Here is a 21,962-nt window from a genome sequence, read left to right as displayed (position 1 = left end):
TCTAGGCAATTCAAGTATAAAAGAATTGGATGTTTGCGTGTATATTTTTATGTGCAAATTATGTGGAAACCCCAACATTTAGTATAGAGCCAGAACTTTCAATACAAAATGCTCATGAAATAACGAAAAATACGATGTAGATGGGATTCTATCTGTAAATTTCGCACATCTTTTACATCCAAATGACCCATTCCATACGAACTCCCATTATTGACCTTTGTAAAAGAGTTTCATTCTTCGGGAAAAATATACCGGATCATTTCAAGTTCTTAGTCTTACATTCATATTGTTAGATGTTGAAACTGTTAGGATGACGGCAGTAGATTTTCCCTTCATTGTCGTAGGAGGTTCCTGCATCTTTAGGCAGGATCTTTTTCATTGTGGTTGCGGCGGCACTACGGTTACGCGGCAGGTGCTTCGTATGGAGAGAGGGATTCTGCTTAACTCGTTGTATGTTCATTTTACTCATTATCATTGATGCTGTTTTGTTTATAAGTAGTCTGTCTTTCACAAACATAAAGTGGGTCGCATGGCAGCGACCGCTTTATCATTTTTAGACTGAGGGAAAAAACGTTTATTCTTCTAATAATTGTTTTGTATAACCAATAAAATCTGTAAAATAACCATCCACTTGATATTGTTTGACCCGCTTTTGTTCCTGTTTTTGTGTTGCTAAATCAGTAAAATAGACGTGAACCTCTTTTCCCTGTTGGTGCAACTCATTTACTACCTTTAGACTTACGTCAGTTGACTCTATCCCGATGGCTGGGTATGGAACTTCTTTTGCCTTCTGTAAATCAAATTCACCTTTTTTAAACAATAACGTTAACTGAATGGAAGGAGCTAATGCTTGCAATTTTTGTAAGCTTTGCTCGGAAAACGATTGGAATGAAACGTATTGCTGATCCAGTAACCCATATTCTTTTAATAACTCAACCAGCTTGTTTTCCATTATCGCTTTTCCATTCACTAGTCGTGTTTCAATATAGTAATGCTCGTTTTTTCCAAATACTTGAAACATTTCCTCTAAGGAAAGTATTGCTTCTCGTTTTTCTTCTTGTTGAAACACTTCAACAGTTTCAAACTTCATCAATTCTTCAAACGTGTACTCAGATACTTCCCCACTTCCATTGGTTGTTCGATCTATAGTGGCATCATGCATTACCACAAGCTCTCCATCTTTTGTCATGCGTAAATCCAATTCTAAAGCATCCACTTCGTCTTGGGCCGCTATTTTATAAGCAGTAAGTGTACTTTCATTAAAACGGTCATTCGCACCGCGGTGGGCATAGACTTCTGCTTTATCCACAAGCATTGGCTCCACTTGGGTTTCTGCTCTAGCATATAACAACCCTGCAAGCAATAATAAAATGAACAAAAAACCTCCAATTTTTTTAAATAAATGCTTCCCGTTCATTTCTATAAATCAATGCCTTTTCTGGAAAGTCTGTCATTATAGCAGCAACACGAAGATCAAACAATTGCTTCATATCGTTCGCATCGTTTACTGTCCAAGCACGAAGTCTCGGAAAAACTGGCTTCCAATGCGCTACATTGTTTAATATGGCGCTTTTAGAAATATGGACCGACTCTAAATGAAAGTAATCTAGATACTCATGCGGGTGTGGTAGCATGCCTTCTACTAAAAGAGCTATATCAGCATTTGGATCTAGTTTATTCATACGCATTAAAGTCGGCAAATGAAAGGAGGAATAGATCACTTTTCTATTATTCCCATATGATTGAACGATTTGGTGAACCGCTTCTTCAATTCCTTTATACATAAACCTGGTTGTTTTTAACTCAATATTCAGTTCAACTTCATACGGTTTTAGCAATTCTAAAACTTCTTTCAAAGTAGGGACTTTTTCCAAGCGCCATTGATCGACAAATGCATCATAGTGGGAAAATTTCACTCCGGCACTATATTTTCTTATTTCTGCAAAGGTTAGATCTTTAATGTAACCCGTGCCATCTGTTGTTCGATCCAAAAATTCGTCATGGATCACTACGATTTCTCCATCCTTCGTCATATGAACGTCTAATTCAATCCCGTCAACGCCCTCTCGAATCGCTTGCATAAATCCTGCTAAAGTATTTTCCGGATATGTCCCCATACAGCCTCGATGGCCATAAATCTTCGTAATCATGAAAGTCTCTCCTTCTGTACAAGCAAAGTATCTTATAAATTTTGACCAATCAAAATTTTCTTTCATTTGGATTTTAGGCTTGTGAAGTTGTTGCGAACTAACTAGAACAGAAAATTTATCTAACACATTTTCATCTATCATAACAACTAATTCCCCTATAAAGCAAAAAGCAACCACAGCCATTAAAAAATCTTTATACAGGAAGGGAATGAAGCACATCCACCTTCATTCCCTTTAAAATAATCATTCTCCTCTAGCAGCATTCGCTTGCTCAATTGCGTCATTCACTTGCTCTACAGCGGTAGAAAATGCTTCATCGACATCTCCGCCATTATATACTGTCTCCAATGCTGTTTCGATAATTTTACGCTCTTCGGGTATCATATCCATTAATCCGCCTTGTGTGGCCACGGATGGCTTCGTTGCCTGTAATTGCTCTACGGTTACTTGTAATTGCGGCATTTTCTCATAAGCATCTTTTACAACTTGCTCTTCGTACGCTTTAGGATTGATAGCAAAATACCCCGTTCCTACATGCCATTCTGCCTGCACTTCAGGCTTCTGCAAATACTTTAAGAATTCCCAAGCCGCCTGCTGCTCTTCTTCCGGTTTTCCTTTAGACATCCACAGACTCGCCCCGCCAATTACAACACCTTGGCGCTCCTCTTTTTCCGGATAAGGTATAAAAGCAACCCCCACTTCAAATGGCGCATTATCAATTACATCTCTGGCGGTTGCAGAGGACTGCATAAACATTGCAACCTCACCACTTAAAAACCCGGTTACCATATTATCGGAATTTATACCATAATTCGCAAATGTGTCATCATCCATCATTCGCTTAACCCACTTAAAAATAGACTTCCCTTTTTCATTATCAAACGCTACTTCTGTTGCTGTATCACTGCGTCCGTTATCATTATTTAATAATAAGCCACCCTGGTTTGCCAGCAGTTCTTCAAATAACCAGCCATAAGCTTGAAGCGCAAAACCTTTCATTTTAGGATTCGCCTCTTTAATCGCCTTGCCAGCTTCTTCTACTTCTTCAAATGTCTCTGGCGGCTCTTCAGGATTTAAACCGGCCTCTTTAAAGGCGTCTTTATTATAAAACATGACAGGAGTTGATGAGTTAAATGGCATGGAATAAAATTTCCCATCTACTTTATAGTAGTTGGTAATATTCTCCTCCAAATTACTCATATCATAACCTTCTTCATCTATAAACTTTTGAATAGGTTCCACGTTACCGCTGTTAATCATCGACATCGTCCCGATCTCATTGACCTGAACAATTGTGGGCGCATCATCTGTTCCACCTACGCTATGGTACTTGGATAATGTTTCCTCATATGTCCCTTGAAATTCGGCTTTCACTTGAACCTCATCTTGTGATTTGTTATATTTTTCCACAATTTCATCCAGAGCTACTTGAGCTTGACCGCCCATGGCATGCCAAAAAGTTACTTCTGTTTTTCCCCCTGATTTTCCGCCTTCTTTGGCTTCGGCTTTACCTTCATCCTCTTTGTCTTCAGATGCATTGCAAGCAGCAAGTACAAGCGTAAAACTTGCCAAAATCAATATAAGTAATTTCTTCACCCATCTCCACTCCTTTTCATATGTATATTTTATAAATCTTCCATTCTACGTTTTTCAAATGCATTTTCGTCATATTAGTGAAGCTTCACGTATGAGTTTTTCCATCTTCTACTACCGCAGGGTATGTTCACTCAGCCCCTACAAACTACTAGTGGCATTATTTTATTGCGCCTTCTGTTAAACCTTTTTGTAATTTCTTTTGTCCTAGAAACAGAAGAATTAATGTTGGTAACACGACGATCAACCCGCCAGCCATAATAACACCCCATTCATTGAGTTGTTCTTGCGACTGAAGTTGTTTTAATCCAATTTGCACCGTTCGCACAGTATCATCCGTGGTAGCCAGTAACGGCCAAAGATACATATTCCAAGAAGTTAGAAATCCATAAACACCTAAAGTAACTAAACTTGTTTTGGCGACGGGAAGAACAACCGTTAAATAAAATGTAAAATCTCCCATCCCTGATATTTCACTTGCTTCCTTTAACTCTTTCGGAATTTGTTTAAAATGTTGTCGTAATAAAAACGTTCCAAATGCCACTGCAAAAAACGGTAAGGACATACCTGTATATGTATTTAATAAATTCAACTCCCGAATTGTTTGGAAGTTAGGAATGATGGAAGCTTCAAAAGGAATCATCATTGTTGCGATAAAGATAAAAAACAACGTATCCCTGCCTTTAAACTCCAAGAACACAAATGCATAGGCAGCTAAACTTGATAACAGTAATTGTCCAATCATAATAAGGAGCGACACAATCAAACTGTTCATTAAATAACCAAATAAAGGAAAACGCTCAAACGCTTTGATATAATTTTCTAACGTCCATGTTTCAGGAAGAATTTTACCAGTCAAAATATCCTGACTAGACATAAAGCTCATTAAAAATGCCACAATGGCAGGCGCAAACAACAACAAAGCAGATACTGCCAGAAGAAGATAAAAAACCAGCTTTTTACCAAAAGACATGGTCATTGGTAATGCACCTTCCTCTCTCCCAGCTTAAACTGTAGCAATGTCATAAAGAGGATAATGAAAAACAGAATCACGGCTTGTGCGCTTGCTGTACCATAGCGATAATTTTCAAATGCTTCTTGATAGATAGAGTAAACGATTAAGTTCGTTTCGTTTTGCGGACCGCCGCGAGTTAACATGTCAATTTGACCAAATGTTTGAAACGCATTAATCAATGAAACCGTAATGACGAAAAATAACGTCGGGGACAGCATAGGTATTGTAATATGCCTTAATTTATACAAGTAACTAGCGCCATCAATTTCCGCACTTTCATATAAATGTGAATCAATTGATTGCAATCCACCTAACAAGATAAGAAAAGTAAAGCCAAGATTCATCCATATGGTTGAGATGGACACAGAAATGAGTGCCCAATCCGGGTCTGTCAGCCAGCCTATTGCTTCGAATCCCAGCGCTTCCAAAAGCTGATTCAGCCAACCTAGCGTCGGGTGAAATAAAAACATCCAAAATACAGACGCCGCGGCTACAGAAATCCCCATTGTAGAAGAAAATATCATCCGAAAAAAACCGATACCTCGTAGTTTTTCATTGGCAATAACAGCTAAAAACAAACTAATCAAAATCGTGCCTGGCACTGTATATAAAACAAACAAAAACGTTGATTGTAAGCTTTTTAAAAATATGGGCGACGTAAAAATGTTTTTAAAGTTATCGAATCCTACAAAAACAGTTGTCGCTCCACTGTTATCAGTAAGAAAAAAACTTAAATATAACGTTCTTGCCATGGGATAAAACAAAAACACACTAAATAAAATGATAGAAGGTAAAAGAAACAGCATTCCTTTGATAAATCGGGTTCTTCTTTGCTTTTTCTTCACTTTCATCAGATCAATTTGCGTATATTGGTCTGGCATCATCACTGCTTCTTTCATACAACCGCTACCTCTTTTTCCTTTACTGGAGAAGCTGCTTTTAATAAGAGACCTGAATCAGTATCAAAAAAGCAAAGTTTGTCATTGGATATATGTACGGGAACCTTTTCCCCAACTTTGATCGACCATTGACCTAACCATTTGGCCGTCCATAATTCTGCTCCTACTTCGAATGTTGCCAGCGTTTCATTGCCAAGTTGCTCTACATTAATGACTTCCAGCTTATGTGTAGCTTCTCTATCAACTGCTGGTAAAATATGTTCCGCTCTAATACCGACAGTTAGATTTGCGGTCTGAGCAATTTTTTCAGTAAGTTCTATAGAGCCCATATCAATTTCAAGGGAATCTTCCACCCGTAAGCTTTGATTGATTAAGGTAGCTTTTCCAAGATTCATTTTTGGCGAACCTATAAAAGAAGCAACGAATAAATTAGCTGGCTCATTGTACAACGTAATGGGCTCTCCAACCTGCTGGATTTCTCCGTTATTTAAAACCATAATCCGATCCCCCATTGTCATAGCCTCCACTTGATCATGTGTTACATAAATCATCGTTAAACCAAGTTTTTTCTGCAGTCTGCGTATCTCTATACGCATATGTGCGCGAAGCTTTGCATCCAGGTTGGAAAGTGGCTCATCCATTAAACAAAGAGGCGCTTCACTTACAACCGATCTGGCAAGCGCAACCCGTTGCCTTTGACCACCAGAAAGCTCTCTAGGCTTTCGTTTCAACAAGTTGGAAAGCCCCATCATATCAACTGTCGCTTTTAATCTTTCCTGTTGTTCCTGTTTACTAACTTTTTTAGCACGCAAGCCAAACAAAATATTCTGCTCTACATTTAAATGGGGATACAATGCATAATTTTGAAAAACCATCGACAAGTTGCGATCCTTTGGAGGTAAATGATTAACCACACGATCCGCTATTTTGAGCGTGCCCCCTGTAATTTCCTCCAAGCCGGCAATCATACGCAACAATGTACTTTTTCCCGATCCGGAAGGACCAACAAGAACGAAAAACTCACCCTTTTCAATGGAAAGATTAATGTTATGTAGTACATCCGCTTGTTTATCATAGGATTTGGAAATATTTTGTAATTCCACTTTACTCACTCTTGCTCCCCCTTTACCAATCTTTATTTAAACATAGATTGTTAGCTTTGTTGTCACTCTTAACTGAATATTTGTTTTACGTTAATTATCTTAACATTTGCTTAATATTGTATTTACATAGTTTGAAATATCCTGACATTTTTATAAAAATGGAGGTGTTATGGGGGCGTCAAACTTAGGGGTGGTGACGAGCTTACATTTTAAGGAAGAAACTTCCTACCTCACTTTAAATACGCTCGCTTGCAGGTGGGAGCTCAATGTTTGCGACATTTAAAAAGGGTAGGTTTTGTATATGACCGCGCTTTATATGGGGAGGTGAGCGTGATAAGCTACTCGTCTTGCGAAAAAGAGTATCTGCACACTTTGGCCCTCCGCAAGACACCACGCTCATAGAAGCTCCGTATCAAGTCACAAATTATCTGAGCATATTTATCGGAATTGCTGTAGAACATCCTGCCATTTTATTGAAATACAAACTCAAAACGAGAGAGGAACACAAGATCGGTTTTTATACCAATGGCAAATATTTTTAAAAACAATTTTTCATTTCAGTAGACCAAGCGGTGGCTAGTTTACCAAAAATACATAAGGGCCAACCTTATTTATGGAAAACTGTTGATCTAGTTTAATGTTTACATTAAGCCAATAAGTTTCTTTGCTATCCTATATCAATCCTATTTAACCAATCCTTCGTAACCTCTAATTCAATGATTTGTATTACCACTATTTGTGGTACGGTTCACCGTAGTTATTTAAGAGGCAAAAAAATAGAGACGAGAGACTTTTTCTCTCGTCTTTTTGTAAGAAAACTTACCTCGTGATAGTTTTCTTCAAGAAACTTTACTTCATATTTCTAAATCAAATGCACAGTAGGTATACATCTTCTGTTACAAGTCAATTGTGTATTTCTCTCCTTTATCTACAGCCCTGAGAAGTTCAACCACATGCTTAGAATACTTATGCATTTCTGTTTTGCCTGTTTTAATCAAAATATGATATTTATTATCTGTCTCTTTAATATTTACCCCTGTTTTTTTGTACATTAATTCAATTAACCTATTTGCACTATGCCAACTTGTATACCCAAGTTGCTCACCAATCTGGGTCAAATTATATGGGTATTGAAGATTCAACTGGCTCGGATCATCAAGCATCGCAACTCCATAAAGTTTTGGCAATGATTGATCATCACTGACTGCTCTTTCAATTATATCGAAGTCGACCTCTACGCTTCTTCTTGGAATATCACTACGCACCAACTTGTACGTTCTTGCAAGCAATGCTCTTAGTAGCTTGGGATGTACATTATCCCATGCCTTATTTGCACTAAATGCTTGAAATACCCAATCGAAGTTTTTAGCCTCAATATATTTAATCCTGATCTCTTTATTATTGATAAATAATACTTTTTCTTTTGACGGTATATCATTCTCAGTTAGGTTTTTATTATATTCTAAAAAGTAAATATTAGGTATTAAATCGCCATCAGTAGATATGATCTCATCTATGTCTGATAGTATCCTTTGAATATTTTTATCGTTTGCACTGTATCCAATAAACAATAGCGGATGTTCAGCAAAGAAAGTTAGTAATTTTGCACTTAAATATTTCTTCTTCTTCAAAAACATATCATAGTCTTCTTTATTAAACACAAGATCCATAAACTCATTAGTGCTTCCATGGATTTTAAAGATTTCACCGATAGACATTGTGTCAGGCTTTAATATTCTCTGACCAATAATAGGCTGATAATCTGTAAATATATTTTCAATAAACATGTCATAATTAGTAGTTATTATTGCATGTGGCTGAATTTCCTGTAAGTTTTTTAATTCCGAAAGATGTTGCTCTGATTGTACCCCATGAATGCTGTCTGGTGTGATGACATCCAATATAGATGCTATCATAAACTTGATATATGACGATTTCGGCGTGGATGCCTCAAAAAGTTTGTCTGGAAACTTCCCTCTATTATCCCATGCCCATTTACGATAATATTCGGTAAATTCACTTCCTATTTCTTCTAACGATCTACCATCTTGTAGGTAATAGCCTACTTCATGAGGCACGTAAGGACATGCCTTTTGAAGTTGTTCTAATAATTCAATCCAATTTGGAGCGTTAAAGTACCTTTTAGACAATCCAGAACCTATGAAAAGAACTGGCTGTGTACCAAGTTCATTTAGGCATTCTTTTATATCAGAAGTTACATCCGCCTCATAAACACTATAATTCATAAAATGTCCTCCTTTCCATTCGAATGAAAATCCTATTACTCAATTTCATCAAAAATACTTAACTGTTCTATTCTTTCCTTTGTAACTTTTTCATTTTCATTCGGTGATTTATTTAAAGGTTGTGTGATTATCTGTTTATATTTATCAACTGATTCTAACGCTTCGTCAAGAAGATTTGCCTTATACAAGGATACATACAATGCAACCGACTTTGCTTGGCAATTAATTGACTTTTGGGGGTTAAATTCAATATCAGTAAACGCATTGTATTCGACTACTTTTTCTGCCAATCGTTTATTTAAAGCTAAAGCATTTATATATAACCAATCGTAAAATAAAGTCTTCGGTTCAAGTTCCCACCTTCGGTTGAAAAACTGAAAATATATTAGGTCGCCGCTATTTTTTATACGCATATCTTTTTTAGCGTCTTTTGAAGTTTTCTCATAAAGGTCTAAAAACGGCCCTCCATTTTGAAATACTTTACTTGCTTGAAAAGCTGTTTCAACGCTAAATTCTTTACCACTTTTAGTGGTGATTTTGAGATTAAATGCACTTAGGGCAACGCCTAACTCGTCCTTTGATTTGCTCGATACCTCTAATAAACGCAATGAGTCGTCATACTTCCTGACATTATCATGGAAAGAATCTATGGATTTTTGCTTTTGAGAAACGGAAAACCCAGGAAACCACTCAAAGTTAATATCTTTTTCCATCACATAATTATTTTTATCTTTGCTTGCTATAAAAACTGGTCTTTTAGCCATCTTTTCCTACGCCCTCCAATGTTCAAAATCATTTCTATAGCTATATAATTTTGGATTAACAAAAGCTTTAACAGTAGGAGGCATAAAATGTTTGTACCTGTCTAAATGCTCATTACTTTTAAATGCTACTCCTAAAATTAATTCAGGTTGGATTATATCAAAAACTAATACCTCGGCCTGTGGATTAGTTGGATAGTTATCTTTTATTTTCAACTCTTGCCTTGATGGTTTTCCAGGATAATCCTCATAAAGTTTCTTTAAACCATCTACTCCCTTTCTATCAACTATAGGCATTGTGAACATTGTAGCACTCGCCGCATTTTCAGAGCAAAAAACGCAATCCTTTTCCCATAAGACCTGTTTATTTATCCCCAAAATTACCCATTCACTTTCTGGAAATTCTACTCTGTATTTATAAAACATTTTATAGTTTGGAAACTGTATTGATAAACAAGTAGCATCTTCACAACCATCATATCTAAATAAATCATTAGTTACACAGTCTATCCCTCTTTCGAACAAAGAGGCAACAGGAATAAGTCCATTAGATAATATACTAATCAAGTTCTCTATCCGAGTGAAATGGACTAAATACTTAATACCTCTTTCTGCAACAAAATTCTGTACTGACTTTTCCCCCAATAAATTTTCCCTCATAAAAATCCCCCTAAATATGAATAAATACCTAATAGTAATCTATAATAAAAAATCAACTGTAAGGGAGGTGTACCCATGAACAAAGACAAATTCCACACAGCAAATAGCAAAGATCGTATAGCCATCGTAAATGAATTACTAAAAAGAGAAGGTTTTGATTTACAAAAAGTAGCGGATGCTCTTGAAATGAACTATTCCACCTTTACAAAACTAATGCAAGAAGACGATTATGTTTATATCAAGCGGGAAAACCAGTATTACAAATTTGTTCGTGATGAGAGTCAGGTTTCCACTATTTCTGACCAAACCGATTCCGAAATGGACTATATTAAGAAGAACTTTTCCCTTTTGAAGAGTTTAATAGAACGATATAAACACAACGGCGACTTCATCATTGACAAGCGTATTTTCCGTTCCACCTCTAAAATCTCCAGTAAAAACTTCCGTATGCCTGATGACCTCTATCAAAACTTTGTAGCTACTTGTGAGAATGAATTTCCTCATCTGAAAATCCAAGACATAATTGCACAGCTTCTTCTTGATTTCACAGATAAATACTCCGACAAGTAAGAAGACAATTGAAAGATAAGGCAGTGCCAATAGCAATACTCGAATGGAACTGCCTTATTTAAAGGATCAATATTTTAAAATTAATTATCCAAGTACCTTTTTTACTTTTCCTTTCCAATCATTCCGATGAATAAGCCGCCATTCATGAAGATTATTTTGAATAATTTCTGCCTTGCTCATTTTAGACACGCTCTCCCAATCGCCTCTTACTATATAGGTTGCGTTTCCTACATTTGCACTTTCGAATACATATAATCCCTTATCTTTAAAACCAAATATCACATATCCAGAAAAACCGTTTTGTCCTATCGCTTCGAAATCTGGATTATAGTTAGCAATCGTTTCGAGTCTTTCCCAGATAACCATTTGTTTTGATTTCTTTCCTGACTCAACGATTTTCTTAAAACGTTCCTTTCTTTCTTCCCATGGCCATCCATTACTCTCTAAAAAGACCCAATTGTATCGCTTCAACTGTGAAGGTTTATAATAGGTATCCAATTGTTCCGAAAAAACTTCGCAATATCCAACTAACTCTAAAATAATATTTGCTCCAACTACAGCTTTCTCCAAGTCCGTTTCTTTGTTAAAAGTTGCGTTAATCAATAAAAACAATTCGTCATCTTTTGCTTCTATTACAATTTCAAATCCTGTCCCAGCTATAATCTCCTTTTTATACACTTGTCGAGGAATATCAACAAAATCGGTTACTTCCTCCGTTTGATCTCTCCCTCTGAACTCCCTGCGTGTAGAATACATAGAAACATAGATAGTTTCTTTAGGAAGGTCTCTCCTTGTAATTTCCTTACCCTCTACATTAAATCGAGTAAATCTTCCAACTACGGGCGGAAACATTGCTTGTCCAACTTCTAAAGATGGAAAACCTATCTTTCCTATTTGCTCTTTATTTTCTTTTGTAATTTTTACTCCTAACCTAAAAACTTCGTCAACCGACTTAACATATTTTTCAATAGATCTAATATAACTTTTTCCTTGAATCATTTTGCACCTTCTCCTCTCAATAAAAAAAGACAGCTCTAATCCAATTAGAAACTGCCTTTCCTTCTTATCTTGTTGTGAGTTCGTGTTGTTAAAGTTCTTGGACAATCTCTTCGTCGAGTATGGCTTTCCGCTTCTGCCAGTCAGGCATAAGTGTGAACAGCATGTTGTAGAAGTTATCGCTGTGATCGTTATATTTAAAATGAATCAGCTCATGTAAAACAACATAGTCAATGCAATGCTTAGGAGCTTTTATCAGCTCTGTATTAAGTAGTATGGTGTTTTTTTCAATTAATGCTGATCCCCAACGTGCTTTCATTGTTCGAAAGTCCAATGATGGCTTTCCTACCCCGTATTTCTGCATACTCTCACTCATTTTATCGAGGGACTGCTGAAATATTATTTGTGCTTTTTCACGATACCAGTCAGCCATCAGCTTTTCTTTTCGTTGAAAGTTTTGCAGGTCTTTCACATATAAGTAAATAAAACCTCGAAAATACTTGACCATTTCCTCTTCTGCCGTCTTTTCGACCCGCAGGCGGTATTGCTTCCCTAAATAGCGAAAAGATTCTCCGCTTACATATTCCCGTTCACTTCGCTTATGTGGCATGACTTCCTCGAAAGTTTTTACGTTCTTAACAATCCATGCCCCTTTGCTTTTCACAAAATCATAGATAAAGTCAAGTGGCACTTTTTCATTCGCTGATACTTGAATCGTCATATCAGGCTTGATGTTTAAATTGATATTTTTTACGTTTTTCCGTTCGATAGTAAAGTCAATTCGTTTATTGCTGTAGGAGATTTGATGTCTTTCCATGTTGTTCACAACCCTTAGTAACGTCTGATCGCTACTGTTTTGATTTGTTCAATCACCTTATCAATCGTATCATAATCAAGCTTGACACCCTGTTCTTTTGAAAAGTCGTATAAAAGGTCATCCAAGTCTTGTGCGATCCGATTGTGTATTTGCAGGTTATTGTGCCAATCTACCTTTTGATGTTGTTTGATAATTTCATCCATCTTCAAAGCTAATTCGCCAAGAAGGTCCTCTCCGTAACTTGCGGGTGTTTCCTTCGTTTCAGATAATATCTCTTTAGTCACGCCGTAAAAAGCTTGTGCATCTATATTTTCTTTAATGACGCTTGGATAGTCCTCTTTAGATTCACCAGTCCGATAATCATTCATAATATCTTTCATCTTGTTTAAGTATTCCGCTTCGGAAATCCGCTTATCCTTATACTCCTGAATCGCTTCCTGAATCCGCTCAGAAAACTTCTTATAATAAGCGGGGTTTTCATCCCATTTTGCATGGACACTTTTCGTTAGACGGGTCCGTATTGCATCTGCTTTAGCACGTTTCGATTCCAAACGCTCCAGTTCCTCCTCAAACTGCTTTTCATTGAGGATATCAACTGGGTTTGTTATACGAATGACTTGTTCAGCAGAGATATATTGATCCATTAGTTTTTGCATTTTCGCTTCATATTCTTTATGATCAATCGTATCCGAATAACGTAACTTCACGCTTTTTCGTAGTTCTTGGAAAAACTTCAAGTCCCTTTTGTATGTGGTAAGTTCTTCTGGCTGTAATGCGTTATAGATTCGTTCGGATTCCAATGCGATAGCAAGGTTGCGGCCGAACTGGCTTAGTGTATCATAAAACGTTTCTCTTTTTTCCTCGTCTTCTAACAATACCTCATACTCTTCTACATCTCGTTTATTTCTAATAGAAGAGAAGAGTTGTATTAAGTCAGAATGGTGCTGTCTAAGTGAACCAATTACACTAATAACATCATGGATTGCACCTTTTAAATCAGATGGATCGAAGTTTTCCAAGCCTGCCCCTGAATACATTTGTAAAGCTTCATCCAGCTTAGATAAAAGCCCTCGGTAATCAATGATTAGACCGTAGTCTTTGCCTTCATACAAACGATTCACCCTGGCAATCGCCTGCAGTAGCGTGTGTTCTTTCATTGGCTTATCAATATATAAAATTGACGCTCGTGGTGCATCAAAACCTGTTAATAGCTTATCCACAACAATAAGTAAATCAATATCGTCACCATGTATAAACTCATCTTTGATTGCATCTTCATAGTCTTCTGCCGTTCCATAACGATTCATCATCCGTTGCCAGAAACGTTGGATTTTGTTATTTGATTCCTCATCTATCGCATCATGACCTTCCCTTTGGTCAGGAGGTGAGATAACGACAGCACAGTTTAAATCGCCCAGCTCTTCAAAAGCTTCCAAATAACGAATGGCTTCCATTTTGCTGTTGGTTGCAAGCATTGCTTTAAACTGTGAACCTTGTGTTTTGTAATTGCGATAAAAATGTTCATTAATATCAAAAGCAATCATACTAATGCGTTGATCAGATGAGGCAATTCGTTCAAAATGACTCCATTTCTTCATTACTTCATCCTTTTGTTTATCATTCAGATGACGAGTTATCATTGAAAGTCGGTTATCAATCGCTGTTTTGTTGACCGTTTGATCAACCATTTTCCCTTCATACAGCAACGGAACAATTGCACGATCTTTTACGCCATCTGCAATTGTGTATTTATGAATGAGCTTACCGAATTTAATCATCGTACTTTTCTCTTTTTTCATGAGAGGTGTCCCTGTAAAGCCAAGATAGCACGCATTCGGAAATACTTTTTTCATTTTGATATGCAGTTCACCGTATTGTGTACGGTGCGACTCATCGACAAGTACAAATATATCTCTTGATTCAATTGGCTGTTGTTTTGTTGATGCTGTATCAAATTTATGCACTAACGTTGTGACAATATCGGTATTACTGTCATTAATAAGAGAAACTAAATGACTGCCAGTTGTCGCTCTGCTTGCTTTTAATCTCGTGTGATTAAAGGTTTTATGAATTTGCTTATCCAGCTCTACTCGGTCTGTTACGACCACCACTTGCGGATGGTATTCATTTAATTCTGCTAAAATATAACGAGCCAGCATAACCATCGTGAGCGATTTCCCAGACCCTTGCGTATGCCAAATGACACCCGACTGGCGATTTCCATTTTCATCCCGCTCTTCGATTGTATTCATAATTTCTTTAATCGCAAAGTATTGCTGGTAACGAGTCACCTTTTTTACGTCTTTGTCAAACAATGTAAAGAAACAAGTCAATTCCAGCAGACGCTCTGGGTGAAACAAGGAAATGATGTTTTTGTCTTGCATCGTTGGTAAGCGACCTGAAACCGTTTGATCTAACCATTGGTCGAGCCACGTTTCCTGCTCTTCCTTCCAAACAGACCAGAATTTCTTCGGTGTCCCACATGTCGCATATTTCGTTTCGTTTTTATTCGTCGACATGACAATCTGTATAAACTTAAACAATTGCGGGGCATAATCGTTTTTTTGGTTACGTATCATTTGGCTAATGCCTTGTTCCATCGAAATTGATGCTTTTTTGCACTCGATAACTGAAAAAGGTATACCATTGACAAATAAAACGATATCAGGGCGAACAGTCCCCCTACCATCAACCCGCTCTACAGAAAACTCCTCAACGATATGAAAATCATTGTTCTCGATATTTTCCCAATCAATGAATTGAATCGTAAATGACTTTTTAGAACCATCAGGCAGAAATTCGGTGTACGTTCTTCCTAACATCAATGTTTCATAAATGCTCTCATTCGCCTTTACAAGCCCGTTTGTCAGTGGTTCATCTAAATCACGCATAGCTTGTTGGATATTTGTATCGCTAAACTTATACGTGACACCTTTATACTGATAGGAGTTTAACTCTTTCAGTTTCTCTTCCAATACCGTTTTCAGCAAAACACTATAAAGATTCTCACGCATTGCTTCAGCTCGTTCTGCCTCTATGTATTGATATCCTAAGCCTTGCAATACCTCGATTGCAGGCTGTTGACTAATCGTACGTTCATCATAATTTTGTGGGATTGACATCTTTCCACCTCCATTTTTGGGAATTAAGGAACGGAGCAAAGGCATTACACCTTTACTCTGACTTTTCCTGTGAGCAGTTGTTGCATAAGACCTTGCTTTTGTTGTTTTAAATAAACTATTTCTTTCTGAAGGAATTCTAAATTTTTATCCATATTATTTAACACATTTGAAATAGCCTTTTGCTCATCCATGCTTGGCATTTTAATCTTATAAAAATTTAAAAAGTCCTTAGGTACATGGGGAATACCTGATCCCTCCCTTAATCGCTGGATTTTTCTTTCATTCATTTCGAGATGTTTCTGTAAAAATATATTGTGTATTGATTTACATTCCAGTTTTACAAATGTTGATCCTACCGCACCTTCTACTCCCGTAAATGCCATCCCAGCTCTTGACCCATCCCATAAGAGCAATACATCATTTTTCTTTGCAAATACCGTTGCATCATTAGAAAAGTTCTTAAATAGTCCAGATTCCAAATAATCCATATCTATGGCAGGGAACTTTCCATTTTCTAAATATTCAACAGCTTTTCCTTTAATTCTTTTCGATACTTTTGCTAAATTAACTTCCCTCCACTCTCCCTCAAACCCAGGCAATCTCACTTCACCCGTCAGCAACTTCTGCATTAACCCTTTTTTTTGCTCTTTTTTCTGTTCGATGAGCTTTTCTTTTAGCTCAATTGCCTTATCCCAAGTGGAGAGGATGGAGGCGATTTTTTGTTGTTCAGTTTTTTTCGGTATTGGTATTTCGGTATTTCTCACCTGTTCCAAACTTATTTGAGGATATGCTAATCCAGTTTTTATTACATTATAGTAATTTCTTACGTTAATTTGATTCAGCCAGTGATAAATAAAGTCTCTACTTATTTCACCTTTTTTAACTCTTATTCTTGCAACGTGTTGATTGATATTACCTTCATCTATGGCCTCAGGTATGATTGCTACCTTTCCAACATCACCAGTAATGGAAATTAAAATATCACCTTTTTGAATTTTCGACCTATTTAATGCATCATGAGCCTCTTTACTAATATATTGAAAATCACCATATACAAATTTCCCTTCTTTAATGCAATCGCTCTTAAAGAAAGGTATGCCTTCTTCCTCCCACTGAAAACCATAAGTCGTAGGGGTTGTACCCTTTGTAATAAATTCAGTAATTCCACTTAGTTTTGTTACTTCCCAATCCAAAGGGATGGATCCTATACCTTTTATTTTTTTTTCTTTAGACGTCGTTAGCATTTTCTCACCTACAATTCATCTCTTTTTTACTTTGTAACACTTTTCTACTTCAAAATTTCTTACTCGAAATTTCCTCTTCTCTACAACCGCTTTTTTTGCTCCAAAAATTGATCAAAATCGTCTTTCTTCGGCTCTGCTAATCGCTGTTGATGAAACTCTTCATATTGTTCATTCGCAAATTTCTCTGCAACTTTTGCTTTAATCTTCCCAGCATTCGTTAAAATTTCATGCTCATTGAACTCTTAAAACGCATCTAATCTTTCTGCCCAGTCTTTCATATACATCGGCTTTTTCTTTTTCGCTTGAGATTCTGCATAATCTAAGTACATTGTCACGATGCGGTTTAAATCACTTAGTTCTTCCTGTGATAAATAGTTTTTCGCTACTACGACATCTTGCTTACGTACTTTATCGCCTTTCCAACTTGTTAACCCCATATTTGGTTTTGATGCATCTGCCCGCTTCATGATCAGTTCGGAAGCGGTATGCCCATGAATCGCAAAGTGTAACTTATTCTGAACGGTTGCAAAGAACTCTCTTGCAATAGGTGTACTTGGATCGTAATCAATAGATGTTGCATAAATATCTGTGATCTTTTGGTAGAAACGTCTTTCAGAAGCACGTATATCACGTATGCGTTCCAATAATTCATCAAAATAATCCGCACCGATATTCCGCATTTCCTTTAGGCGTTCATCATCCATTGTAAATCCTTTTACCATGTATTCATTTAGACGCTCTGTAGCCCATTGACGGAATTGTGTACCACGATGGGAACGAACACGATAGCCTACTGCAATAATCATTTCAAGATTGTAAAACGCAACCTCTCGCTCCACTTCACGAGAACCTTCAACTTGAACTATTCGGTTTTTCCGAATAGTTGCCTCCTCTGTTAACTCACCTTCAGCATATATATTTTTTATATGCTCGTTAATGGTTGGGACACCCTTTTGAAAAAGCTCCGCCATTGCTTTTTGTGTCATCCAGACCGTTTCCCCTTCCAAACGTACCTGGATTTTTGTATCTCCATTTTCAGTTTGATACATTAAAAAATTCGATTCATTATTCATGTCAACACCTCGTTTCTTTAAAAGTAGGATGATGAATAAAGATTAAACACCCCTTGCCAGACCATTTTGCCAACATCAGCAAAATGGTCTAAACCTGTATAGGGGAAGCAAATTCTACAACCCTAACTCCTGCAAATACTTCTCCATCTGTTCTTCCACTTCTGCAAGCTCCTGTTTAATGTTCTGAATATTTTCTTTCACTTGTGCCATATCAACAGGCTCTTCTTCTTCAAATGTGTCCACGTAGCGAGGAATATTCAAGTTATAGTCATTTTCCTTAATTTCATCTAACGTAGCGACATACGAGTATTTATCAATTGTTTCCCAGTTGTCATATGTTTCTACAATTTTAGCAATATCCTGTTCTCTTAATTGGTTTTGGTTCTTTCCTTTTTCATAATTTCCTTCCGCAGACGCATCAATGAAAAGCACATCTTTGCGAGTACGGTTCTTTTTGAATACAAGAATACACGCAGGGATTCCAGTCCCATAGAACAACCCTTCTGGTAGTCCGATTACAGCATCCAGCAAGTTCATCTCAATGATTTGCTGACGGATTTTCCCTTCGCTTGCACCCCTGAACAATACTCCATGAGGCAATATCGTAGACATTCTGCCATTTTCCGCCAACGAATAGAGCATGTGCTGAACGAAAGCATAATCTCCTTTTGAACTTGGTGGAACACCCCATTCAAAACGTCTATGCGGATCTAAACTTGCATCCATTTTAAATTTACTGTCCGTATTGCCTTCACCTGCAAAGCCCATTGCCCACTTATCTAATGAAAATGGCGGATTTGCTACGATTGCTTGGAATTTCATCAACTTTCCATCCTCTAAATGAAGTGGATTTGCTAATGTATCACCCCACTCAATTTTTGCATCATCAATCCCATGCAAATACATATTCATCAATGCTAATGAATGTGTTGCCCCGTTGCGTTCTTGACCATAGATAGCCACTTTCTTATTCGGCACTTGGTTTGCGACACGTATAAGAAGAGAGCCAGATCCGCAGGTAGGGTCATAAATACGATCATTTTCTTCAGGTTTGACAAGGCGTGCTAACAATTCTGAAGCCATTGACGGCGTGTAAAATTCTCCACCCTTCTTACCTGCATCTGATGCAAAACGTTCAATCATGTATTGGTAAGCATCACCAATGACATCTTCATTTCCTACGACTGATGGTTTTAATGTAAGCTTATTAAAATCCTCCAATAAGGAACGCAACATTGCATTACGTTCTGTTGCCCTACCGAGAACTGCTTCGCTGTTAAAATCAATATTACGGAACACGCCACGAAGTTTGCCTGTATTTTCGTTCTCAAGCCGTTCCAATGCTTTGTTGATGATTTCACCAATCTCAGCATCATTGCGTTTGCTATACAAGTAATCAAATGTAGACTGTTCATCTAACACAAATCGCTCTCTTGATAACGCACGCTGAATCCGTTGTTCATCACCATCATAACGCTTTGTATATTCTTCTAAATGCTCCTTATACGCATCACTCAGATACTTGATGAACAGCATTGTCAGTATATAATCTTTATATGTACTGGAATCTACCTTTCCTCTAAATGTATCGGCCGCTTGCCATAGTACACCGTTAATTTGGTCTTTTGTCACTTTTTCACTCATGATATATCCTCCTTCATTTCACCTTTTATCATTTTCTTTGTTAATGCTGTGAACCATTTCTCTTTTTCTTCAATCAGTTGTGAATACAATAGCTTTTCTTTTTGATGCAGATTATATAGATTCACTATTGCCTGTTGCTTTGTTAATGGGATTCCTACTATCGGGATCGCACTTAATGCTGTTTTATTTGTACTTGGAATACGGGTTCCCGCTTGTGAACGTTCCAGCTCTTTTTTGACTTCATCCGTATTCAAGTACCATGCGATATACTCTGGTAAAAACTTATGGGAATCTACTTTAATAATAGCAAAGTATGATGGGACTAACAGACCTGTCGTTGCCTCATTAATGTGAATCGCAGTATGGGGGAAGCTTAGCCTGATTAATACATCCCCGTTCCCTGTGAAGTGTTGAGGATTTAATACATCATTGCTTTGGAATTCTTCAAACGGCTCATCATTCAATATTCCATTTTCAGTAATATTTTTTAACGTGATTAGTCGATAAGTAGCTTTCACATCTTTTGGAAACTCCGCCTTTTTCCTCGTTAATACCATACCTGTTTTGATTTCAGCAATCTCGCCAAGTAACATATTGCACCTCCATTCATTTGTTAAATCCTTTATTTAAAATATGTTAAATTGAATATATAACAAAATGGATTTTAAATCAACCTTATTTTTCTTGAAAAAAAACCTCGTGTATTTCACACAAGGTTCTCTCCCAATTAGCAATATAAAAAGCAATCTGCCATGTCCTCTTGCTTTATTCGGTAGCTGTCTTCGGTTTCATATACGTCTTCAATCATTATCGGCTGTTGGTGGTGTAACTTTCTTTCTTCCTTAATTATATAGTGATCGGCTTCATATGATATTTCTTTTTTCCCATATGTGTAAGGGCAGAAAAACAAAATAAATTTCTCAAATACTTCGGCAATCATTTCAAAAGTTTCATATAATGAATCCATTGGTTCAAAGTAAATACCAATTTTTCTATTATCAAATTGAATATCAGGATGTACCTTATTTTGGATTGACGGCTTATGTTGTAAAAATGATTCGTACCAATCTATTCTTTGCTTTTCAAAATACAGCTCTACAAATGCAAGTGACTTTGCATTTTTCCATGAGCATCTAAATAGCAAACCACTTTGTCCTGCTCCGACTGTTAGCGTATAATCGTTTAAATTCATTTTCTTGTCGTAATGAAAGTTTAAATAGAATGGTATACGCTCACGAAGAACAGCTAACATCGCTCTTTTAACGTCTTCCAGTCGTGACATATCGAATTGCGGTGCGAATGATAAAGCACGCCCAGCATGTAGCGGATGAATGTTTTCAACCGTATATTCCACAGTTAAAAGCTGTTTGATTTCGCTCAATTGCACCATGTTTTCATATACTTCAAGCTTGTACATTCGGTTTAACTGCTCTAAAACTTCAATAGCTAAAGGATTAATGGAAACTGCATAAAAATCTGTATAGTGGAAGTTATTGTTGTCGATCCAATTGGTAAGATCTTTTAATATTTCTTCATCGAATGATAACGCCAGCCATACGATGATCCCCTCTTGATTAGCCATTACCATCTTTTTGATTCTTTCCAAATAGGAACGGTTGGCTTTAGTTAATTGGATTTCCATATAAACAGGGATTCTTCGCTTTACATCTATCCCTATTAAATCAATGTTGCGATTGGCATGTCTTTGTTCCAATGAGATATAGCTTAATTCAAATCCTAATAGAGCTTGCCAGCCTTGATAGAAATCCTTTAAATAAATTGCAAAAATTGACTCCTTGTTGCTTCCGTTTTTGCTCATAATTCCATACCTCCTACATTTGTTTTATATTTTTGTCATTTATTTTTTACAAAAGAAAAGCACCTACCATTTCTTCTCTGGTAAGTGCTAATTTTTTCCGTATATACTTTTCAAAGGTGATAAATGATCGTCTCATTTCCCATCCAACCCTTTCATGTTTATGGCAAACTAATAATGTAGGGATTGGCATTTAATTTATGTATGGCCCGTAGGGCATACATAAATTAAATACGCCACTTGCCAACTCCTC

At 36.9% G+C, this 21,962-nt stretch carries 18 protein-coding genes; 1 reads left to right on the top strand and 17 read right to left on the bottom strand.

The genetic code is table 11. The features are described from left to right. Positions 1-574 precede the first annotated feature (574 nt). From JOC94_RS21325 to JOC94_RS21285, 9 genes are all read right to left on the bottom strand, one after another. The gene (locus tag JOC94_RS21325; protein WP_205180336.1) at positions 575-1,378 is read right to left on the bottom strand and encodes a glycerophosphodiester phosphodiesterase; all 804 of its coding nucleotides are present in this window, start codon (positions 1,376-1,378) and stop codon (positions 575-577) included. A gap of 16 nt (positions 1,379-1,394) precedes the next feature. Next, positions 1,395-2,150 carry a glycerophosphodiester phosphodiesterase gene (locus tag JOC94_RS21320; RefSeq protein WP_077114057.1) on the bottom strand — a complete coding sequence of 252 codons (756 nt, stop codon included), beginning with the start codon at positions 2,148-2,150 and terminating at the stop codon, positions 1,395-1,397. Positions 2,151-2,393: 243 nt separating this feature from the next. Further along, positions 2,394-3,746: an ABC transporter substrate-binding protein gene (locus JOC94_RS21315; RefSeq protein ID WP_083717751.1), complete on the bottom strand. Its 1,353-nt coding sequence runs from the start codon at positions 3,744-3,746 to the stop codon at positions 2,394-2,396. A 157-nt stretch (positions 3,747-3,903) separates the two neighbouring features. Further along, the gene (locus JOC94_RS21310) at positions 3,904-4,716 is read right to left on the bottom strand and encodes a carbohydrate ABC transporter permease (protein WP_408021945.1); all 813 of its coding nucleotides are present in this window, start codon (positions 4,714-4,716) and stop codon (positions 3,904-3,906) included. 2 nt (positions 4,717-4,718) lie between these two features. Further along, positions 4,719-5,609 (bottom strand): carbohydrate ABC transporter permease, encoded by an 891-nt coding sequence (locus JOC94_RS21305; protein ID WP_408021944.1) that lies wholly within the window; start codon positions 5,607-5,609, stop codon positions 4,719-4,721. A gap of 44 nt (positions 5,610-5,653) precedes the next feature. Beyond that, positions 5,654-6,769 carry an ABC transporter ATP-binding protein gene (locus JOC94_RS21300; protein WP_205180334.1) on the bottom strand — a complete coding sequence of 372 codons (1,116 nt, stop codon included), beginning with the start codon at positions 6,767-6,769 and terminating at the stop codon, positions 5,654-5,656. Between the two features lie 887 nt (positions 6,770-7,656). Then, positions 7,657-9,006, bottom strand: a complete 1,350-nt coding sequence (locus JOC94_RS21295; RefSeq protein WP_205180332.1) for an SIR2 family protein — start codon at positions 9,004-9,006, stop codon at positions 7,657-7,659. Between the two features lie 35 nt (positions 9,007-9,041). Further along, a complete protein-coding gene (locus JOC94_RS21290) occupies positions 9,042-9,770 on the bottom strand; it encodes a DarT1-associated NADAR antitoxin family protein (protein ID WP_205180329.1) in 729 nt (242 codons plus the stop codon). 6 nt (positions 9,771-9,776) lie between these two features. Continuing rightward, a complete protein-coding gene (locus JOC94_RS21285) occupies positions 9,777-10,427 on the bottom strand; it encodes a DarT ssDNA thymidine ADP-ribosyltransferase family protein (RefSeq protein WP_205180328.1) in 651 nt (216 codons plus the stop codon). 75 nt (positions 10,428-10,502) lie between these two features. On the opposite strand from JOC94_RS21285, the gene JOC94_RS21280 reads away from it, so the two are divergent. Continuing rightward, positions 10,503-10,997, top strand: coding sequence for a hypothetical protein (locus JOC94_RS21280; RefSeq protein ID WP_205180327.1), 495 nt, complete (start codon positions 10,503-10,505; stop codon positions 10,995-10,997). 84 nt (positions 10,998-11,081) lie between these two features. Here JOC94_RS21280 and JOC94_RS21275 read toward each other — a convergent pair whose 3' ends face one another. From JOC94_RS21275 to JOC94_RS23065, 8 genes are all read right to left on the bottom strand, one after another. Continuing rightward, a complete protein-coding gene (locus JOC94_RS21275; protein ID WP_205180326.1) occupies positions 11,082-11,996 on the bottom strand; it encodes a hypothetical protein in 915 nt (304 codons plus the stop codon). Positions 11,997-12,084: 88 nt separating this feature from the next. After that, positions 12,085-12,810, bottom strand: coding sequence for a M48 family metallopeptidase (locus tag JOC94_RS21270; protein ID WP_205180325.1), 726 nt, complete (start codon positions 12,808-12,810; stop codon positions 12,085-12,087). Positions 12,811-12,824: 14 nt separating this feature from the next. Beyond that, positions 12,825-15,932 (bottom strand): type I restriction endonuclease subunit R, encoded by a 3,108-nt coding sequence (locus JOC94_RS21265; RefSeq protein ID WP_205180324.1) that lies wholly within the window; start codon positions 15,930-15,932, stop codon positions 12,825-12,827. Positions 15,933-15,976: 44 nt separating this feature from the next. After that, on the bottom strand, positions 15,977-17,176 hold the full coding sequence (locus JOC94_RS21260; protein ID WP_205180323.1) for a restriction endonuclease subunit S: 1,200 nt from the start codon (positions 17,174-17,176) through the stop codon (positions 15,977-15,979). A 242-nt stretch (positions 17,177-17,418) separates the two neighbouring features. Next, complete coding sequence (locus tag JOC94_RS21255; RefSeq protein WP_268921016.1) at positions 17,419-18,249, bottom strand: virulence RhuM family protein; 831 nt, start codon at positions 18,247-18,249, stop codon at positions 17,419-17,421. Positions 18,250-18,363: 114 nt separating this feature from the next. Beyond that, the gene (locus JOC94_RS21250; protein ID WP_205180322.1) at positions 18,364-19,893 is read right to left on the bottom strand and encodes a type I restriction-modification system subunit M; all 1,530 of its coding nucleotides are present in this window, start codon (positions 19,891-19,893) and stop codon (positions 18,364-18,366) included. After that, positions 19,890-20,486 carry a restriction endonuclease subunit S domain-containing protein gene (locus JOC94_RS21245; protein WP_205180320.1) on the bottom strand — a complete coding sequence of 199 codons (597 nt, stop codon included), beginning with the start codon at positions 20,484-20,486 and terminating at the stop codon, positions 19,890-19,892. Before JOC94_RS21245 ends, JOC94_RS21250 begins: the two co-directional genes overlap by 4 nt. A gap of 134 nt (positions 20,487-20,620) precedes the next feature. Then, positions 20,621-21,712: a hypothetical protein gene (locus JOC94_RS23065; RefSeq protein ID WP_236017180.1), complete on the bottom strand. Its 1,092-nt coding sequence runs from the start codon at positions 21,710-21,712 to the stop codon at positions 20,621-20,623. Positions 21,713-21,962 lie beyond the last annotated feature (250 nt).

Source organism: Siminovitchia thermophila (assembly GCF_016909185.1).
In the GTDB taxonomy this organism is placed as follows: Bacteria; Bacillota; Bacilli; order Bacillales; family Bacillaceae_C; genus Siminovitchia; species Siminovitchia thermophila.
Note: the sequence above shows the minus strand (reverse complement) of the source record. Positions and strands in the feature narration are given on the sequence as shown.

Bases quoted from the DNA above. Each gene is read 5' to 3' on its own strand.
- JOC94_RS21320 (WP_077114057.1), bottom strand. From the start codon at position 2,150: ATGATTACGAAGATTTATGGCCATCGAGGCTGTATGGGGACATATCCG.
- JOC94_RS21310 (WP_408021945.1), bottom strand. From the start codon at position 4,716: ATGTCTTTTGGTAAAAAGCTGGTTTTTTATCTTCTTCTGGCAGTATCT.
- JOC94_RS21305 (WP_408021944.1), bottom strand. From the start codon at position 5,609: ATGAAAGTGAAGAAAAAGCAAAGAAGAACCCGATTTATCAAAGGAATG.
- JOC94_RS21295 (WP_205180332.1), bottom strand. From the start codon at position 9,006: ATGAATTATAGTGTTTATGAGGCGGATGTAACTTCTGATATAAAAGAA.
- JOC94_RS21290 (WP_205180329.1), bottom strand. From the start codon at position 9,770: ATGGCTAAAAGACCAGTTTTTATAGCAAGCAAAGATAAAAATAATTAT.
- JOC94_RS21285 (WP_205180328.1), bottom strand. From the start codon at position 10,427: ATGAGGGAAAATTTATTGGGGGAAAAGTCAGTACAGAATTTTGTTGCA.
- JOC94_RS21280 (WP_205180327.1), top strand. From the start codon at position 10,503: ATGAACAAAGACAAATTCCACACAGCAAATAGCAAAGATCGTATAGCC.
- JOC94_RS21275 (WP_205180326.1), bottom strand. From the start codon at position 11,996: ATGATTCAAGGAAAAAGTTATATTAGATCTATTGAAAAATATGTTAAG.
- JOC94_RS21270 (WP_205180325.1), bottom strand. From the start codon at position 12,810: ATGGAAAGACATCAAATCTCCTACAGCAATAAACGAATTGACTTTACT.
- JOC94_RS21265 (WP_205180324.1), bottom strand. From the start codon at position 15,932: ATGTCAATCCCACAAAATTATGATGAACGTACGATTAGTCAACAGCCT.
- JOC94_RS21260 (WP_205180323.1), bottom strand. From the start codon at position 17,176: ATGCTAACGACGTCTAAAGAAAAAAAAATAAAAGGTATAGGATCCATC.
- JOC94_RS21255 (WP_268921016.1), bottom strand. From the start codon at position 18,249: ATGAATAATGAATCGAATTTTTTAATGTATCAAACTGAAAATGGAGAT.
- JOC94_RS21250 (WP_205180322.1), bottom strand. From the start codon at position 19,893: ATGAGTGAAAAAGTGACAAAAGACCAAATTAACGGTGTACTATGGCAA.
- JOC94_RS21245 (WP_205180320.1), bottom strand. From the start codon at position 20,486: ATGTTACTTGGCGAGATTGCTGAAATCAAAACAGGTATGGTATTAACG.
- JOC94_RS23065 (WP_236017180.1), bottom strand. From the start codon at position 21,712: ATGAGCAAAAACGGAAGCAACAAGGAGTCAATTTTTGCAATTTATTTA.